Annotated in this window: 15 protein-coding genes; 5 read left to right on the top strand and 10 right to left on the bottom strand. The window is 57.8% G+C overall.

The genetic code is table 11. The features are described 5' to 3' along the window. Positions 1-27 precede the first annotated feature (27 nt). Both IM282_RS06670 and IM282_RS06665 read right to left on the bottom strand, forming a co-directional pair. A complete protein-coding gene (locus IM282_RS06670; protein WP_017694370.1) occupies positions 28-369 on the bottom strand; it encodes a RamA family antibiotic efflux transcriptional regulator in 342 nt (113 codons plus the stop codon). Between the two features lie 32 nt (positions 370-401). After that, complete coding sequence (locus IM282_RS06665) at positions 402-1,505, bottom strand: RomA family MBL fold metallo-hydrolase (protein ID WP_146877024.1); 1,104 nt, start codon at positions 1,503-1,505, stop codon at positions 402-404. A gap of 192 nt (positions 1,506-1,697) precedes the next feature. Here IM282_RS06665 and IM282_RS06660 point away from each other — a divergent pair, with 192 nt between their 5' ends. The 3 genes from IM282_RS06660 to nfsB all read left to right on the top strand — a co-directional run bounded on the left by IM282_RS06660 (position 1,698) and on the right by nfsB (position 3,420). After that, on the top strand, positions 1,698-2,288 hold the full coding sequence (locus IM282_RS06660) for a TetR/AcrR family transcriptional regulator (RefSeq protein ID WP_023299509.1): 591 nt from the start codon (positions 1,698-1,700) through the stop codon (positions 2,286-2,288). Further along, positions 2,278-2,646 carry an MmcQ/YjbR family DNA-binding protein gene (locus tag IM282_RS06655; protein ID WP_022647330.1) on the top strand — a complete coding sequence of 123 codons (369 nt, stop codon included), beginning with the start codon at positions 2,278-2,280 and terminating at the stop codon, positions 2,644-2,646. Before IM282_RS06660 ends, IM282_RS06655 begins: the two co-directional genes overlap by 11 nt. A gap of 120 nt (positions 2,647-2,766) precedes the next feature. Beyond that, complete coding sequence (nfsB, locus tag IM282_RS06650; RefSeq protein WP_003858884.1) at positions 2,767-3,420, top strand: oxygen-insensitive NAD(P)H nitroreductase; 654 nt, start codon at positions 2,767-2,769, stop codon at positions 3,418-3,420. A gap of 27 nt (positions 3,421-3,447) precedes the next feature. Here the strand turns inward: nfsB and IM282_RS06645 are convergent, their stop codons facing one another. Continuing rightward, on the bottom strand, positions 3,448-4,050 hold the full coding sequence (locus tag IM282_RS06645; RefSeq protein WP_023299508.1) for a hypothetical protein: 603 nt from the start codon (positions 4,048-4,050) through the stop codon (positions 3,448-3,450). Positions 4,051-4,203: 153 nt separating this feature from the next. Then, entirely contained in the window at positions 4,204-5,073 is an 870-nt protein-coding gene (locus IM282_RS06640) for a helix-turn-helix transcriptional regulator (RefSeq protein ID WP_022647328.1), read from the bottom strand. A 107-nt stretch (positions 5,074-5,180) separates the two neighbouring features. Here IM282_RS06640 and IM282_RS06635 point away from each other — a divergent pair, with 107 nt between their 5' ends. Both IM282_RS06635 and IM282_RS06630 read left to right on the top strand, forming a co-directional pair. Beyond that, positions 5,181-6,617: an MFS transporter gene (locus IM282_RS06635; protein ID WP_063201234.1), complete on the top strand. Its 1,437-nt coding sequence runs from the start codon at positions 5,181-5,183 to the stop codon at positions 6,615-6,617. A 67-nt stretch (positions 6,618-6,684) separates the two neighbouring features. Next, positions 6,685-7,929, top strand: coding sequence for a mechanosensitive ion channel family protein (locus IM282_RS06630; RefSeq protein ID WP_022647326.1), 1,245 nt, complete (start codon positions 6,685-6,687; stop codon positions 7,927-7,929). Here IM282_RS06630 and IM282_RS06625 read toward each other — a convergent pair whose 3' ends face one another. From IM282_RS06625 to IM282_RS06600, 6 genes are all read right to left on the bottom strand, one after another. Further along, on the bottom strand, positions 7,930-8,901 hold the full coding sequence (locus IM282_RS06625) for a LacI family DNA-binding transcriptional regulator (RefSeq protein WP_023299504.1): 972 nt from the start codon (positions 8,899-8,901) through the stop codon (positions 7,930-7,932). 75 nt (positions 8,902-8,976) lie between these two features. Then, the gene (locus tag IM282_RS06620) at positions 8,977-10,119 is read right to left on the bottom strand and encodes a Gfo/Idh/MocA family protein (RefSeq protein WP_063201239.1); all 1,143 of its coding nucleotides are present in this window, start codon (positions 10,117-10,119) and stop codon (positions 8,977-8,979) included. Continuing rightward, complete coding sequence (locus IM282_RS06615; RefSeq protein WP_038415576.1) at positions 10,112-11,137, bottom strand: sugar phosphate isomerase/epimerase; 1,026 nt, start codon at positions 11,135-11,137, stop codon at positions 10,112-10,114. Before IM282_RS06615 ends, IM282_RS06620 begins: the two co-directional genes overlap by 8 nt. Before the next feature lie 15 nt (positions 11,138-11,152). After that, the gene (locus tag IM282_RS06610) at positions 11,153-12,388 is read right to left on the bottom strand and encodes an MFS transporter (protein WP_192970243.1); all 1,236 of its coding nucleotides are present in this window, start codon (positions 12,386-12,388) and stop codon (positions 11,153-11,155) included. 316 nt (positions 12,389-12,704) lie between these two features. After that, positions 12,705-14,090 carry a phenylalanine transporter gene (pheP, locus tag IM282_RS06605; RefSeq protein ID WP_023305623.1) on the bottom strand — a complete coding sequence of 462 codons (1,386 nt, stop codon included), beginning with the start codon at positions 14,088-14,090 and terminating at the stop codon, positions 12,705-12,707. Positions 14,091-14,192: 102 nt separating this feature from the next. Further along, on the bottom strand, positions 14,193-16,166 hold the full coding sequence (locus IM282_RS06600) for a PhoX family phosphatase (RefSeq protein ID WP_192970242.1): 1,974 nt from the start codon (positions 16,164-16,166) through the stop codon (positions 14,193-14,195). Positions 16,167-16,215: the final 49 nt, after the last annotated feature.

The raw sequence follows: 16,215 nt of genomic DNA, 5'->3' as shown, positions 1-16,215 counted from the left end.
CGCCTTACCCGGCCTACACGCGACATGTTAATGTGTCTGGCTATGGTTCTCTTTGCGGTACGCCCCGGGCGGCTGGTTGAAGGTGCGGGTAAAGATGCGGGTAAACGTCTGCTGCGAGTCAAACCCGTAGCGCAGGCAGATATCGTACACGCGCTCGTCTGACTCACGTAGATCGCGCGCCGCCATCAGCAGCTTGCGTTCGCGGATGTAGCGCCCCAGACTTTCGCCTTTGTACTGCATAAACAGCCGCTGTAAATGCCATTTTGAGTAACCCGCATGGCGGGCAATCTCTTCGATGCGTAACGGCTGGTGTAGGTTGTCATCGATCCATTCGACAATCGTATCAATGACCTGAGCGGAAATCGTCATACAGCTCTCCCCCTCTGCTTCTCGCTTAAACATTATTCCCACCACTCGCGAAATTGTTGCGTGGTATCACTCACCCGCACGGGCTCGCCCAGCTCCGGTGTCAGCAGCCGGTAGTTTTTATCCTTACTGGCTTTCGCCAGCTGGATCAGTGGATCGTTCCAGGTATGTTTCGCCAGCACAAAACGCCCGTTATGTCCCGGTACGACCGCTCTGGCATTGAGATCTGCCGAGGCCTGCGCCGTTTCCGCCGGATGCATATGGATGTACTTCCAGTCCTGGTCGTACTGGCCGTTTTCCATAATGGCTAAGTCAACTCCGCCAAACTGCTCGCCAATTGCTTTGAAGTGCGGGCCATAACCGGAGTCTCCGCTGTAGTAGACCTTCTGCTCCGGAGAGACAAACATAAAGCTGCCCCACAGGGTCTGGTTACGCTTAATGCCGCGCCCGGAAAAATGGCGCGCCGGCAACACGTGAACCGTCAGCGCATCGCTGATACGTACCGACTGGTTCCAGTCCCGCTCGTCGATAATCTCAGGGTTCATCCCCCAGTAGCGCAGATGCGAACCCACGCCCAGCGGGGTGACCACGCGCTTAACCTTCGGCAGCAGCGCCTTGATGGTGGCGTAATCCAGATGGTCATAGTGATCGTGGGAGATAATCAGCAGGTCGATCTCCGGCATGCTCTCCGCACGCCACGGGTACTCCCCCGCAAAGGCTTTATTGAGGAAGGAGAACGGTGCGGCGTAGTTACTCAGAACCGGATCGATCAGGATTCGTTGCCCCGCCAGCTGCATATACCAGGAGGAGTGGCCGAGCCACACCAGCGTGTCCTGCTCAGGCGGCAGGCTCGCCAGATCGGTTTTCACCAGCGGCAGCGGCTGCGCAGGACGGGCGTTTTCGGTTTTACGGGTAAGAAACTGCCACCACGCCACCAGCATATTTTGTTGCCCGGTAAAGCCCGGGGTAGGGAGCGTGTTATGGAATTGCCCGTCGCGATAGTGCGGAGAGGCCTCCACTTCAGAGAGCTGCGCACCCTGCGGTGGCTGGCCAAATCCGGCATTCAGTACAAACGGTAAACTGGCAGCTGAAGCAATAATCATAACTAACACCACGCAGATGAATAGAGGCTTTTTCATTATCCTGACCCGCCAACGCGCCCTGTCCGATAGTTTGCGCGGGTTGAACTTGATTATGAGTGAGTAAGCACTCATTATAGATAGGATGATTACGCCGTCAAGAAGGTTTTCGATCTTTGACATTCCGCGTTGCAGCGTGGCAAAGCACGTGTTTCAATCAGGGTTTTTACAAATGGCGGGAGGAAAAATTTAGTGGCACGTCCGAAGAGTGAAGATAAAAAACAGGCCTTACTGGAAGCAGCAACGGCTGCGTTTGCGCAGTCAGGTATTGCCGCCTCAACGGCGTTAATTGCCCGTAATGCGGGCGTCGCTGAAGGGACACTGTTTCGCTACTTTGCTACCAAAGACGATCTGCTGAATGCCCTCTATCTGCATCTGAAGCAGGATCTTTGCCAGACCATGCTGGCGAACCTCGATCGCACCATCACCCAGCCAAAAGAGCATACCCGTAATATCTGGAATAGCTATGTGGACTGGGGCATTCGTAACCCCCTGGCGCATGCGGCTATCCGCCAGATTGGCGTCAGTGAAAAGCTGAACATTGAAACCGAGCAGGCGGTGAAAGACATGTTCCCGGAAATACACGAACTGTGTCACCGCTCGGTGCGCCCGGTGTTTATGTCTGACGAGTTTAAGACCTTCGGTGATGCAATATTCTTATCGCTGGCTGAAACCACCATGGAGTTTGCCGCGCGCGATCCGTCCCGTGCCGTCGATTTTAAAGCGCTGGGCTTTGAAGCCATGTGGCGCGGGCTTGCTGAGGAAGAGAGCCATGGACAGTAAAGCCTTGCAGGAACATGCCAGACGCGTCGCGCTGGAGATGCCTTTTACCGAACATTGCTGGCCGTTTGGCCCGGAGTATGACGTGTTTAAGGTGGGCGGGAAAATTTTTATGCTGATGGCGACCGCTCACGGTCGGGCCCACGTCAGCCTGAAATCCGATCCGGAAAAATCGCTGCTCAATCAGCAGATCTACCGTGGCGTGGAGCCTGGCTACCATCTGAATAAAAAACACTGGATCTCCCTTTATGGCACGGACGACATCACGCCTGAACTGGTCACCGACCTGATTACGGATTCGTGGAATCTGGTCGTTGATAAACTGCCGAAAAAAGATCAGAAGTGGATTCGGCCAGCCTGATTGTTCGTCTGAGACGAACAGAATAAGCGCTCGAATCGCACTTATCTTTTCCCGCTTCGCGCGGTAATCTGCTTTCCTTTCACGCCCGCCCGCGGGCGAATTTCATCACCAGGAGTTGTTATGGATATTATTTCTGTCGCCCTGAAACGGCACTCTACCAAGGCGTTCGACCCAGCCAAAAAACTGACCGCAGAAGAAGCGGAAAAAATCAAAACGCTGCTGCAATACAGCCCGTCCAGCACCAACTCCCAGCCGTGGCATTTTATTGTTGCCAGCACTGAAGAGGGTAAAGCGCGCGTGGCAAAATCCGCGGCGGGCACCTATGTGTTTAACGAACGCAAAATGCTGGATGCCTCTCACGTGGTGGTGTTCTGTGCGAAAACCGCGATGGACGATGCCTGGCTTGAGCGCGTCGTCGATCAGGAAGAGGCTGACGGCCGTTTCGCCACGCCAGAAGCAAAAGCCGCGAACCACAAAGGCCGCTGCTATTTTGCCGACATGCACCGCGTGGATCTGAAAGATGACGACCAGTGGATGGCGAAGCAGGTTTACCTGAACGTCGGCAACTTCCTGCTGGGCGTGGCCGCGATGGGCCTGGACGCAGTGCCGATTGAAGGCTTCGATGCCGCAATCCTCGACGAAGAGTTCGGCCTGAAAGAGAAAGGCTTCACCAGCCTGGTGGTGGTGCCTGTTGGGCATCACAGCGTTGAGGATTTCAATGCCACGCTGCCGAAGTCTCGCCTGCCGCTGAGCACGATTGTGACTGAATGCTAATGAAAATGGGCCGCTGCATGCGGCCCGTTACGCTTTACTGATGACAAGCCTGCGATGCGGATGGACCTCACGATCGTTTCCCCAGGCAAAAGCAATCCAGCGCTCTTCCAGCTCAGCGTAGGAATTTACGGGCGTTAACGTCCACTCTTCTCCCACCGTACCGTCCGCCACACTAATGCGATAGTTCATGGTAAACGCCCAGTCGATCATGCGCAGCCAGAACCGTTGCCCGTCTCCCGTTTGTTCGCTGTCAGAGACAACGATGTCGTATTCGCTTAGCACCCACTGAAAAAAGAGTTGTGGCAACCCGCTTATCACGCGTTGATGAACGGCACGCGGAGTACGCCACACCATCACCTGCGTGGCGGCACCGTGGGGAAAGGTAATTTCTTTATGAAATTTAAGCTTTACGGCATACGCCGTATAAGGTTTGCCGTCATCGGTGGTCACGAGACGATATTCATCACCATAACGCGATTTCAGGAGCCGGTATCCCACAGGCAGCAGAAACCCCGGCAGATGAAAATCCGCCGTACCTCGTGCCAGGAACGCTTCGGTGTGTTCGACGTTTCGGGAGATAAGGCCGAGTTTTTGGCTGAAGTCTGCGGAATCAATCATCAGTGGCGACATTTGTTGTTTCTCATGGCGTGAGTATAGTCGACTTAATCCCTCATCGAAATGATGTCGATTCAGTCGGTTGGTTTAAGTTAAACGCCAACTTATACCTGTCTCATCCGCTTAGCAGAGCCAGCTCTTATTCCCTGAAAGCCCCTCGCAAAAAACTTATTTCCCCTGCGCCTCCAGCCACGCCATCGCCCTCTCCCCTGCCTCGTCCACCGGTAAATAGACCAGCAGCCGCGATCCGTTTCGCGGGGCGGAGTACCAGTACATCTGCTGGAGATGAAAATCCCCCAGCTCGGGATGGGTGAACAGCTTGAGCTGGTTCTCCACGCCGCGCACGTCGTTACGCTGGTGCCACAGGGTTTTGAACTCCTCAGACACCGCAAAAAAACGCGCCAGCTTCGCTTCCCAGAGCGGGTCGCCACGGTGCTCAGCCATTGCCGCGCGGAAGTAGGAGACGAAAATCGGCAGCACGTCGTCACGTTTGCCGAGCCGCGCGCGCCACGCCGGATGGGTGAGGAACAGGTAAATACAGTTGCGATCTTCCGGCGGGATAGCGTTGAAATCGACGCCCATCAGGTGTCCGAAGCTGTCGTTCCACGCCACGATATCGAAATTCGGTTTCTGAATACTGGCAGGCTTCGGCATCAGGGTATCCAGCAGGCGACGCGTGCCTTCGCTGATCCCCTCACAGCACACCGCCTGCGGGGCTTCGCCCGGCGGCAAACCGGCAAGCACAAAAAGATGCCGGGCTTCGGTCGGGGTGCATTGCAGCGCTTTTGCAATGGCGGCCATCACCGCGCTGGACGGATTGACGTCCCGGCCCTGTTCCAGCCAGGTGTACCAGGTCACACCGACATCCGCGAGCATCGCTACCTCCTCCCGGCGCAGGCCCGGCGTGCGGCGACGGCCGCTGCGCGGTAAGCCGAGCCGCTGCGGATCGAGGCTTTCGCGCCGGGCACGCAAAAACGCGCCCAGCTGCTTGCGGGTGTCATCCTGGAGAGAGGTGACAGGTTCAGACATCAGCGCCATAACATCTCCTGCATGGTAGTGCCAGTACCAGTATAAGCAAGAACTGGTACCCGTTTATCAGATGGTTGATGCTACGACTCTACGCTGTTTGACGCAATGGAGTCACCATGAATACGTCAGTTGTTTCACCGGGTCGTGCGGGCCTGATATTGCTGTTAACCGGCCAGATGCTGCCGCTGATTGATACCTCGATCACCAACGTGGCGCTGGATTCCATCACCCATTCGTTACACGCCACCGCCACCGAACTGGAGCTGATCGTCGCCCTCTACGGCGTGGCCTTTGCCGTCTGTCTGGCCCCCGGCAGCAAGCTGGGCGATAACCTTGGCCGCCGTCGCTTGTTTATGTGGGGCGTGGCGAGTTTTGGCCTGGCCTCGCTGCTGTGCGGCATAGCGGGCAATATCGAACAGTTGCTTGCCGCGCGCATTATCCAGGGCGCGGGCGCCGCGCTGATCATGCCGCAAATTCTCGCGACGTTGCACGTGACGTTAAAAGGAACGGCACACGCCAAAGCGATCAGTCTGTTCGGCGGTATCGGCGGAATTGCGTTTATCGTCGGCCAGATGGGTGGCGGCTGGCTGGTGTCGGCGGACATCGCCGGGCTTGGCTGGCGTAACGCCTTCTTTATCAACGTGCCGATTTGTCTGGTGGTGCTGGCGATGAGCCGTCGCTACGTGCCGGAAACTCGCCGCGATACGCCGTCGCGCATTGACTGGACCGGTACTGTCCTGCTGACGGCGATACTGTGCTGTCTGCTGTTCCCGATGGCGCTCGGCCCGCAGTGGCACTGGTCGTGGCCGCTGAAGGCCGCGCTGCTGGCGATTGTGCCGCTGGGCTTTTTGATGGTGTTAAACGCGCGTAAGAAAGAGCGTGAGAATGCCCACCCGCTTATCGCGCCGCGCCTGTTGCAGCTGCGCAGCATCCGTTTTGGCGTGCTGATCGGGATACTCTTTTTCAGCGTCTGGTCCGGGTTTATGTTCTGTATGGCGCTGACCATGCAAAGCGGTCTGGGGATGGCGCCGTGGCAGTCCGGGAACAGCTTTATCGCGCTCGGCGTCACCTATTTTATTTCCGCCTGGTTCGCCCCACGCCTGATTGCCCGCTACAGCACCAGCGCCATCCTGCTGACCGGGCTTGCGATTCAGCTTGTCGGCCTGGTGGCGCTGATCGCCACGTTCCGTCACTGGGGAATGCAGAATACCGCGCTGACGTTGGCCCCGGCCACCGGGCTGGTGGGTTACGGGCAGGCGCTGATTGTAAACAGCTTCTACCGTATCGGGATGCGCGATATTCAGCCTGACGACGCGGGGTCCGCGAGCGCGATTTTAAGCACGCTGCAACAGGCTGCGCTGGGGCTTGGCCCGGCCATTTTCGGCGCGATTTTGCTGCACGGGCTGCAAAATCATCACGGAGATTACACCCAGGCAGTCAACGTCTTCCTGATGGTGGAAACGGCCATGATGGGAGTGCTGGCGCTGGCCACGCTGCGTATGCGCCATCGTCTGTGCTTACCGGTCGTCAAGGCCTGTCCGGCGACAAAATAAAACTGCCTGAATTTGCATAATAGATCCGCAGCCGCCATTATGGGGCTGCATCAATACAGGAGACGTTATGCAGGAATTAATTGCTCAGGTTGAAGAGTTAGGGATTGAAATTAATCACACCACCTCTTTAGTGATTATCTTTGGTATTATTTTTCTTACAGCCATTATCGTTCATTTTATTCTGCACAAAGTGGTGCTGCGCGCCTTCGAAAAACGCGCGCAGGCCAGCAGCCATTTATGGTTGCAGATCATTACGCAGAACAAGTTATTTCACCGTCTGGCGTTTACCCTCCAGGGGATAATCGTCAACGTTCAGGCGGTTCTGTGGCTGCAAAAAGGCAGCGAAGCGGCGGAAATGCTCACCACCTGCGCAAAATTGTGGGTGATGGTCTATGCCCTGCTCTCCTTCTTCTCGCTGCTGGATGTGATTTTTAATCTGTCGCAGAAAATGGCCACCGCATCACAGCTGCCGCTGAAGGGGATATTCCAGGGCATCAAGCTGGTGAGCGCCATTCTGGTGGGAATATTAATTATCTCCCTTCTGATCGGTCAGTCACCCGCCATTCTGATAAGCGGCCTGGGTGCGATGGCTGCCGTTCTGATGCTGGTCTTTAAAGACCCGATACTGGGCTTAGTGGCCGGTATTCAGCTCTCCGCCAACGACATGCTGAAGCTCGGGGACTGGCTGGAGATGCCGAAATACGGGGCCAACGGCACGGTGACCGACATCGGCCTGACCACCGTTAAAGTGCGTAACTTCGATAACACCATCACCACCATCCCGACCTGGGCGCTGGTGTCCGACGCGTTCATCAACTGGAGCGGCATGTCCGCCTCCGGTGGTCGCCGCATCAAGCGTAGCCTGAATATCGATACCACCAGCATTCATTTCCTCGATGAGCAGGAGCAGCAGAAACTGATTCAGGCGAAACTACTGAAGCCGTATCTGGCCGCGCGTCATGAGGAAATTAACCTGTGGAATCAGCAGAACGGCGAAGGGGAATCGGTATTAAACCTGCGCAAGATGACCAATATCGGCACCTTCCGTGCCTATCTGAATGAATATCTGCGTAACCACCCGCGTATTCGTAAAGATATGACGCTGATGGTGCGCCAGCTCGCGCCAGATGCCAACGGGCTGCCGATTGAAATATATGCCTTTACCAACACGGTGATTTGGGCAGAATACGAAGATATTCAGGCCGACATCTTCGATCATATTTTCGCGGTGGTGGATGAATTTGGCCTGCGTATTCACCAGTCGCCAACCGGAAACGATATTCGCTCGCTGGCTGGCGTCATCGCCAGATAATCAGGTGCTGGCGCGGGAAATAAAGCGCCAGTCCATCATGACCCTTTCCGTGGGCGCATCCGGGTTGTCGATCTTATTTAACAGCAGATTGACCGCCTTGCGCCCGATATCCCGCGACGGTTGTTCAATGGTGGTGAGAGAAATCATCTCCGCCAGCTCGGTGCCGTCAAAACCCACCACCGCGATATCTTCTGGCACTCGCAGCCCTGCCTGCTGAATGGCGCGCAGCGCCCCCGCCGCCAGCGTATCAGAAACGGCAAACACCGCATCCGGCGGGTTTGCTTTTAACAGATTTTGCATCGCCGCCATGCCCGCACTGGAGCTGAGCTCACTGGCGTACTCCACCGCCTGATAGTCCAGATCCCGCAGGTGTATGACGCTCTTATAGCCGCGTTCGCGCAAACGGGCATATTTGTAGCTGAGGTCGTGGTTGATGAGCGCAATGCGTTTGCGGCCCCCGTCGGCAAGCTGGCTGACAACATGCTGAGAGGCATCAACATCGTTAATCCCCACGCAGGAGACCGCGCCCGCATCGGCGTATTCAGCGCACTGTACCCACGGCGCGTTGCCAATCAGCGCGGCCAGCTCCGGCAGCTTCGAGAACGCATCCATGGTGATAATGCCATCGACGATTTTGCCCGACAGCAGGCTTAAGCCCGAGCGGGAGCGCTCAATATCCGAGCCGGAGTTGCACAGCAGAATGCGATAGCCGTTCTTTTCCGCCTCGGCTTCGATGCCCTTCACCACTTCGGCACAGAACGGGTTGGCGATGTTCGAGACCATCACCAGGATCATATAGCTGCGGGCGGTGCGCAGCTGACGCGCCAGCAGATTGGGCTGGTAGTTACTCTCCTGGATCGCCTGCAAAACGCGCTCGCGGTTTTTCGCCTTCACGGTATCGCTGTTATTCAGTACGCGAGAGACCGTTGCCACGGATACCCCGGCCAGTTGAGCGATTTTCTGAATTGACATAGCGACGATACATCCTGCGGTTAGCGTTTTGTGCAGGCTACCATAAATTGGTTGCCCGGCGAACCGGGCAATGCGTCAGTATTCCACACGCACCCAGCGCTGCTGCTGATGGCTTTTCACAATCGCATCAAGGATATACATCACACTGGCGCCATCGTGGAAGGTGGCAAACTGCGGATTATCCGGCATCGCTCCCGCCTGCACGGCACGGTAAAATTGCGCCATCATATTTTTAAAGGCATCCGGCCAGCCTTCAATGTGTCCGCCGGGGAAATGGGCGCTGTCGGCCACATCACGGTTCATCAAACCCGGATCGTCGCTGAGCGTCTGGTTTGCCCGGGTGCGATGGCCGATCCACAGCTGCTGCGGGGTTTCCTGATCCCACGCCACCGACTGCTCGCTGCCGTTAATTTCAAAGGTCAGGCGGTTTTTTCGCCCCGCGCTCACCTGCGAGACGCTAAAGCTGCCCTTGCTGCCGTCGTCAAAACGCAACAGCACCGAGCCGAAGTCTTCGGTAGTGACCAGTTTATCTTCATAGTGAGCATGTTCGTCGTGCGTAAACGTCTGACTGCCCGCCACGTTAGCCTTGCGCGTCGGCCAGACGATGGATAAATCAGCCATCACCTCAGTAATGCGCCTGCCGGTGACATACTGCACCGTATCGCACCAGTGGGAGCCGATATCCGCCACCGCCCGCGATGCGCCGCCGAGCGCGGCATCCACCCGCCAGTTGTAGTCGGTTTCCAGCAGCATCCAGTCCTGCAAATAGCTGCCGTGCGAGGCAAACAGCCGCCCGAGGGTGCCCGCGCGCATCATGCTCGCCGCCTGGCGCACCATCGCAAACTGACGATAGACAAAGCTCACGCCATGCACCACGCCCGCCTGCTCTGCCAGCGCCACCAGCTCGCGCGCCTCGTCCGGTGTCATGCACAGCGGCTTTTCGGAAAACACGTGCTTGCCCGCGCGCAGGATCTGGCGGTTAATCTCCGCGTGCAGGTGGTTCGGCGTGCAGTTGTGCACCGCATGCAGATTGGGGTGCGCGAGCAGTTCTTCCACGCTGGCGTAAGCATGCGGCACATTTAGCTGGCGCGCCTTTTCCTGCGCCTTAACGAGCGAACCGTCGCAGAGCGCGACCACCTGCACAAACCCGAGACGCCTGAGCGCCTCGATGTGTGCCGGGCCAATAAACCCGCTGCCGATAATCCCGACGTTAATCATGGCTGCCCCCTGCGGCGAAATCATCAAACGCCCGTCCGGAAACGGGAATAATGTGGCGGCGGATAAATTCGCTGCCTTCACTCGCGCCAGTATCGCCATCCTTCAGGCAGCACTCCCACTCCAGCACCGCCCAGCCGTCGTAGTCGTACTGGGTCAGCTTGCTGAAGATGCCCTTAAAGTCGATCTGCCCGTCACCCAGCGAGCGAAAACGTCCGGCGCGGTTGATCCACGGCTGGTAGCCGCCGTAGACGCCGCTGCGCCCGCTGGGGCGGAACTCCGCGTCCTTGACATGGAACGCTTTAATGCGCGCATGGTAGAGATCAATAAAGGTCAGGTAATCCATTTGCTGAAGCAGCATGTGGCTCGGGTCGTAGAGTATGTTGCAGCGCGGATGGTTATCCACCAGCGCCAGAAAACGCTCGAAGGTTACGCCGTCGTGCAGATCTTCCCCCGGATGCAGCTCAAAGCAGACGTCCACGCCCTGCTCGTCGAAGGTATCCAGTATCGGCCGCCAGCGGGTTGCCAGCGCCTCGAACGCCTCCTGAAAACGCTGCTCGTTGTGCGGCGGCCACGGATAGAAAAACGGCCAGGCCAGCGAGCCGGAGAAGGTGGCGTGCGCTTTCAGCCCTAATCGGGCCGAGGCGACCGCCGCCTGCTTCAGTTTTTCCGTTGCCCACGTCTGACGCGCCGCATCGTTACCGCGCACGGATGCGGGTGCGAAGTGGTCAAACGCCTCGCTGTAAACCGGGTTCACCGCCACAAGCTGCCCTTCCAGATGGGTCGACAGCTCGCTGATGACCAGCCCGTGCGCGGCCAGCTTAGCGGTGATGTCGTCGCAGTAGGCCTGACTCTCTGCGGCTTTCTCCACATCAAAGATATGCGGATGGTTGCAGGGGATTTGCACCGCTCTGTAACCCTTCGACGCCGCCCATTCTGCCAGCCCGTCGAGCGTGTTGAAGGGCGCTTCCCCGCCAATAAACTGCGACAGAAAAATGCCCGGTCCTTTCATTGTCCTCATACCACCTCCAGAACATTACGCCTTGTCATCGTCATACTTAAACGTGAGAAGGAAAATCAGCGCGATCGCCGCGGCAGCCACCGCCGGGATCCACCAGAATGTAACCCACGCCTGCGGCACGGTCTGCCCTGCCACCAGGCGGTTGTAAAGCGCCCCTGAAATCTGCGAGCCGAGCAGCATGCCGATGCCGTAGGTGAACATCACGATCATGCTCTGCGCCTGACCTTTGACCTTTTCGCCCGCCACGCGGTCGGTGTAGATAAAGCCGACGACAAAGAAGAAATCGTAGCAGACGCCGTGCAGCAGAATGCCGAGATACAGCAGAATGCGCCCCTCCTCGCTGACGCCCAGCGCGAACATGGCATAACGCACGAACCACGCCAGCATGCCGATCAGCAGCATATATTTCACGCCCAGGCGGCGGAACAGCAGCGGAATAACCAGCATGAAGACGATCTCAGACATCTGCCCGAAGGACATGGCGGTGCTAACGTCGGCAATGCCGGCATCCGCCAGATACGAGGCGGTGTAGGCGTAATAGGTGCCGAGCGGGACGGAGATCAGCATTGCGCAGACGGAGAAGATGAAGAAGTGGCGGGTTTTGAGCAGCGCGAAGGCGTCCGCGCAGAAGAGATCGCGCACCTTCACAGGCAGGCCTTTCGCCGGTGCAGGCGTGTGCGGCAGCGTCAGGCTATAGAGCGCCAGCAGCACGGAGCTGACCGCCGCCACCTGGAAGATGGTCACGCTGGACGCCACGCCGGTGACGCCGATAAAAATGCCCGCCACGATCCAGCCGATGGTGCCAAACACACGCACCACCGGGAAAGTTTTATCCACGTTTGCCAGGCTGTGGAACGCGATGTTGTTGGTGAGCGCCAGCGTTGGCATGTAGCAGAGCGTGTAGCCAAACAGAAGGCCAATCAGCAGCGCGCCGTTCTCAGCAATCAGCGCCCCCGGCACGAACCAGAGGATCGCCGCGCCCGCGAGGTGCATCACCGCCATCACCTTCTGTGAAGCGAAGAAGCGGTCCACCAGCATCCCGAGCACGAACGGCGAAAGAATGGAGGCGATGGGCCCGGCTGAGAACGCGTCGCCAATCAGCAGTGACATGTTGTGCCGGGTCATCACCAGGCCAAGCGTGACCGACCAGCTACCCCAGATAAAAAATTGCAGAAACATCATCAGCGACAGACGCGGCACCAGCAGCCGGTGCTGCGTTATCGCCTTTTCACTACTCTCAGTTGACACCATGATAAGCCTCACCCGGAAAAAGTAATCGATTACAAATTAGCTCAAATGAAAAGTAATCGATTACAAAACAAAGATCCTGTGGATCGAAACAGAATTGGGAGAGGGGTCACGATAATGGTGATGGGGAGGTGCCGGGTGGCGGCTTCGCCTTACCCGGCCTACTAAATAACGTCCCCGAACATGTAGGCCCGGTAAGCGCAGCGCCACCGGGCGTGAAGGCGGGCAGTGTGGTGCGGTCTGGTGCCCTCACCCCGGCCCTCTCCCACAGGGAGAGGGTGCAAACACTAAAAACGGCAACCTGGTTGCCGTTTTGCTTTTACCTTCGAGAGAGTTTAAAGGCAACAAACAGGAACACCACCCACACCGGCAGCAGCATCGCTGACAGGCGCATCTCATCCATGGTGCACATCAGCACCAGAATCAGGCCGAGGAAGGCGATACAGATGTAGTTCCCCGCCGGATAGAGCAGCGCCTTGAACTGCGTCTCGCGCCCCTTGCGGCGCATCGCGGCGCGAAAGCGCAGGTGCGCCAGGCAGATCATGATCCAGTTCAGCAGCAGCGTGGCGACAACCAGCGCCATCAGCAGGCCAAACGCCTCTTTCGGCAGCAGATAGTTGATCAGCACCACCAGCGAGGTGATAGCGCCCGAAAGGAACAACGAATTGATCGGCACGCCGCGACGGCTGACGCGGGTAAGGAACTTCGGCGCGTTGCCCTGTACGGAGAGGCCAAACAACATGCGGCTGTTGGAGTAAACCCCGCTGTTGTACACCGACAAAGACGCCACCAGAATGACGAAGTTCAGCGCGGAAGCCACCACGTTGCTGTTCAGGTCATGGAAGATCATCACGAACGGGCTGCTGTCAGATTTTACTTCCACCCACGGATAGAGCGCCAGCAGCACCACCAGCGAGCCGATATAGAACAGCAGGATACGGTACACAACCTGGTTGACCGCTTTCGGAATGCTTTTGTGCGGATCGCGCGCTTCAGCAGCGGTGATGCCAATCAGCTCCAGACCGCCAAAGGAGAACATAATGACCGCCAGCGAGAGGATCAGCCCTTTCCAGCCAGTCGCCAGGAAGCCGCCGTGCTGCCACAGGTTGTCGATCGATGCACGCTCGCCGCCGTGGCCGGAGAACAGCAGCCACAGGCCAAAGCCGATCATGCCGATAATCGCCAGCACCTTGATCAGCGCAAACCAGAACTCGGTCTCACCATACAGGCGCACGTTCACAAGGTTAACGGCGTTAATAATGATGAAGAAGGCCGCCGCCCAGATCCACGTCGGGACATCCGGCAGCCAGTACTGCATATAGATGCCTGCGGCGGTCAGCTCCGCCATGCCCACCAGCACAAACATCACCCAGTAGTTCCAGCCGGAGAGGAAGCCTGCGAACGGACCCCAGTATTTATAGGCAAAATGCGCGAAGGAGCCGGACACCGGCTCTTCAACAACCATCTCGCCGAGCTGGCGCATGATCAGGAAGGCGATAATCCCCGCGAGAGCGTAACCCAGCAGAACCGCCGGGCCAGCCATTTGAATGGCGGGGCCGATGCCGAGAAACAGCCCGGTACCGATCGCGCCGCCAAGGGCAATTAACTGAATATGTCGATTTTGCAAACCACGTTGCAGCGTCGGACTCTGATCCGACGAAGCTTCAGCGCTACCATGGCCTGAAGCGGATGACGCGTCTTTCACGCCCTACCCCTGTCTCTTTTTTAGAAGGGGCACGTTTTAACACTTCATGCTGGTGGTAGCAAGCTTAACGCCGGGCCAGCGCATGCGCCCGGCGGATAAACGTCACGACCCGATGATCCCGCCGTCTGCTTTGACGATCACCACCGTTGACGATCGCGGACGCCCGTTCGGACTCGCGTCTGGCCAGCTGGAAACAGCGCGAGGGTTGGCCGGGTCGGTAATATCATCCCCGCCCTCCCCCGGATGCTGAATGTTGATAAACAGCGTCCGGTTGTCTGGCGTAAACGCAATGCCGGTGATTTCGCACCCGCGCGGCCCGGTCAGGAATCGGCGATACTCGTTGGTGCCTGGAATGGTAGCCACCATCTGGTTATTGCCCATCCCCTCGTACGCTTTCTTATTGATGGTGCTGGAGGAGACATCGGTCTGGATCCACAGGACGCCCTGGTGGTCAAACGACAGGCCGTCCGGGCTGCCAAATTCCGCGCCCTGCATCGAGCCTTTGGCCTTCGGATCGTCGCCGTCGGTGCGCCCGGCCATGACCAGAATATCCCACTTAAAGCGTGAGGCGGCAGGATCGGCCCCCTCTTCGAGCCAGTGCATAATATGCCCGTACACGTTGTTGGCGCGCGGGTTAGCAGCATCGACCGGTGCCTTGCCCTCTTTCCCGCGATCGCTGTTGTTGGTGAGCGTACAGTAGACGCTGCCGCTGGCGTGCGGATCGACGGCTATCCACTCAGGGCGATCCATCTTCGTTGCCCCCACCACGTCGGCCGCCAGACGGGTTTTAATCAGCAGATCGCCCTGGCTTGCAAAACCGTTGCTTTTATCCAGGCCATTTTGCCCGAAGACAAGCGGCAGCCAGTCGCCGCTGCCGTTTTCGTTGAACCTGGCGACGTACAGCGTGCCGGACGTCAGCAGCTGCATATTGGCTTCGCGGTTCGCGGGATCGTATTTTTTATCCGAAACAAATTTATAGATGTACTCAAACTTTTGGTCGTCACCCATATAAACCACCACGCGATTATCGGCGGCGAGCGTGACGGCTGCCCCCTCATGCTTGAAGCGGCCCAGCGCGGTGTGCTTGCGCGGGGTGGAGGTCGGGTTGTAGGGATCGATTTCCACGACCCAGCCGAAACGGTTGGGTTCGTTAGGGGTTTTATCGACGCTGAACCGCTCATCCACCTCGTTCCAGCGGTATGATTCATCGCTGTCGCTAATGCCGTAGCGTTTTTCCAGCGGGTTGAGATCGGCTTTTTTCACAAATATGTCCGACCAGTTCTCCTCGCAGGTGAGATAGGTCCCCCACGGCGTGTGGCCGTTGGCGCAGTTCTGCATGGTGCCCAGAACGCGTTCCCCCTGCGGATCGGCGGCGGTTTTCATTAAGTCCTGATGCCGCGCCGGGCCGGTAAGCTGCATCGGCGTATTGACGGTAATACGGCGGGCGAACGAAGACGGACGCACCACCTCCCAGCCGTTGCCCGTTTTTTTCACTTCCACCACCGACACGCCCATCGCGTTCTGCCCCTTGCGGGCTTTGTCGAGGCTCCAGTTCGCCGTACCGTCCGTAAACAGCATTCCGTTGTCGATGTATTCATGGTTCAGCGCCAGCAGGCCATGCTCCGGGCTTTGCCCCCCCTGCGGCAGGCTAAACCACGCCATGCCGTCGTGGTGCATGCCCGCCTGCACGGCCTGCTCGTCTGTGGTATTGCTGGCGTCCGGTTTAAACGCCGGCATGTTGTTTTTGATGCCTGTCGGATCGCCCCAGCGATAGAACGGGCGGGCAATATAACCTTCCGGCACCCTGACCGTATCTTCCGTGGAGACGTCAATGCTGGTAAAGCCCAGGGAAACCGCTTTTGCCAGCGCGGACGGTTTTGAGACCGCGGCAATCGCATTCTCGGGTGTGATCAGATACGGGAATGATACGGCTGCCCCCGCTACGGCCCCCATCTGGAGAAAACGGCGGCGGGAGAGGAACACCTGTGCCACCTCGGAGAATACCGGGTTAGCGCTGCGGTTACTGATATCGTCGCGATGTTCTTTTTTAAATACGGATTTGAGGGGTCTGCCCATAGCGGCTTCCTGTCATTGGCCAAGAGGTAAGGATGTGGCGACCAGTGTA

Origin of the sequence: Enterobacter cloacae complex sp. P29RS (assembly GCF_014893445.1) — a bacterium.
GTDB lineage: Bacteria > Pseudomonadota > Gammaproteobacteria > Enterobacterales > Enterobacteriaceae > Enterobacter > Enterobacter intestinihominis.
The sequence above is the reverse complement of the archived record's forward strand: the minus strand, read 5'-3'. Positions and strand labels throughout refer to the sequence as shown.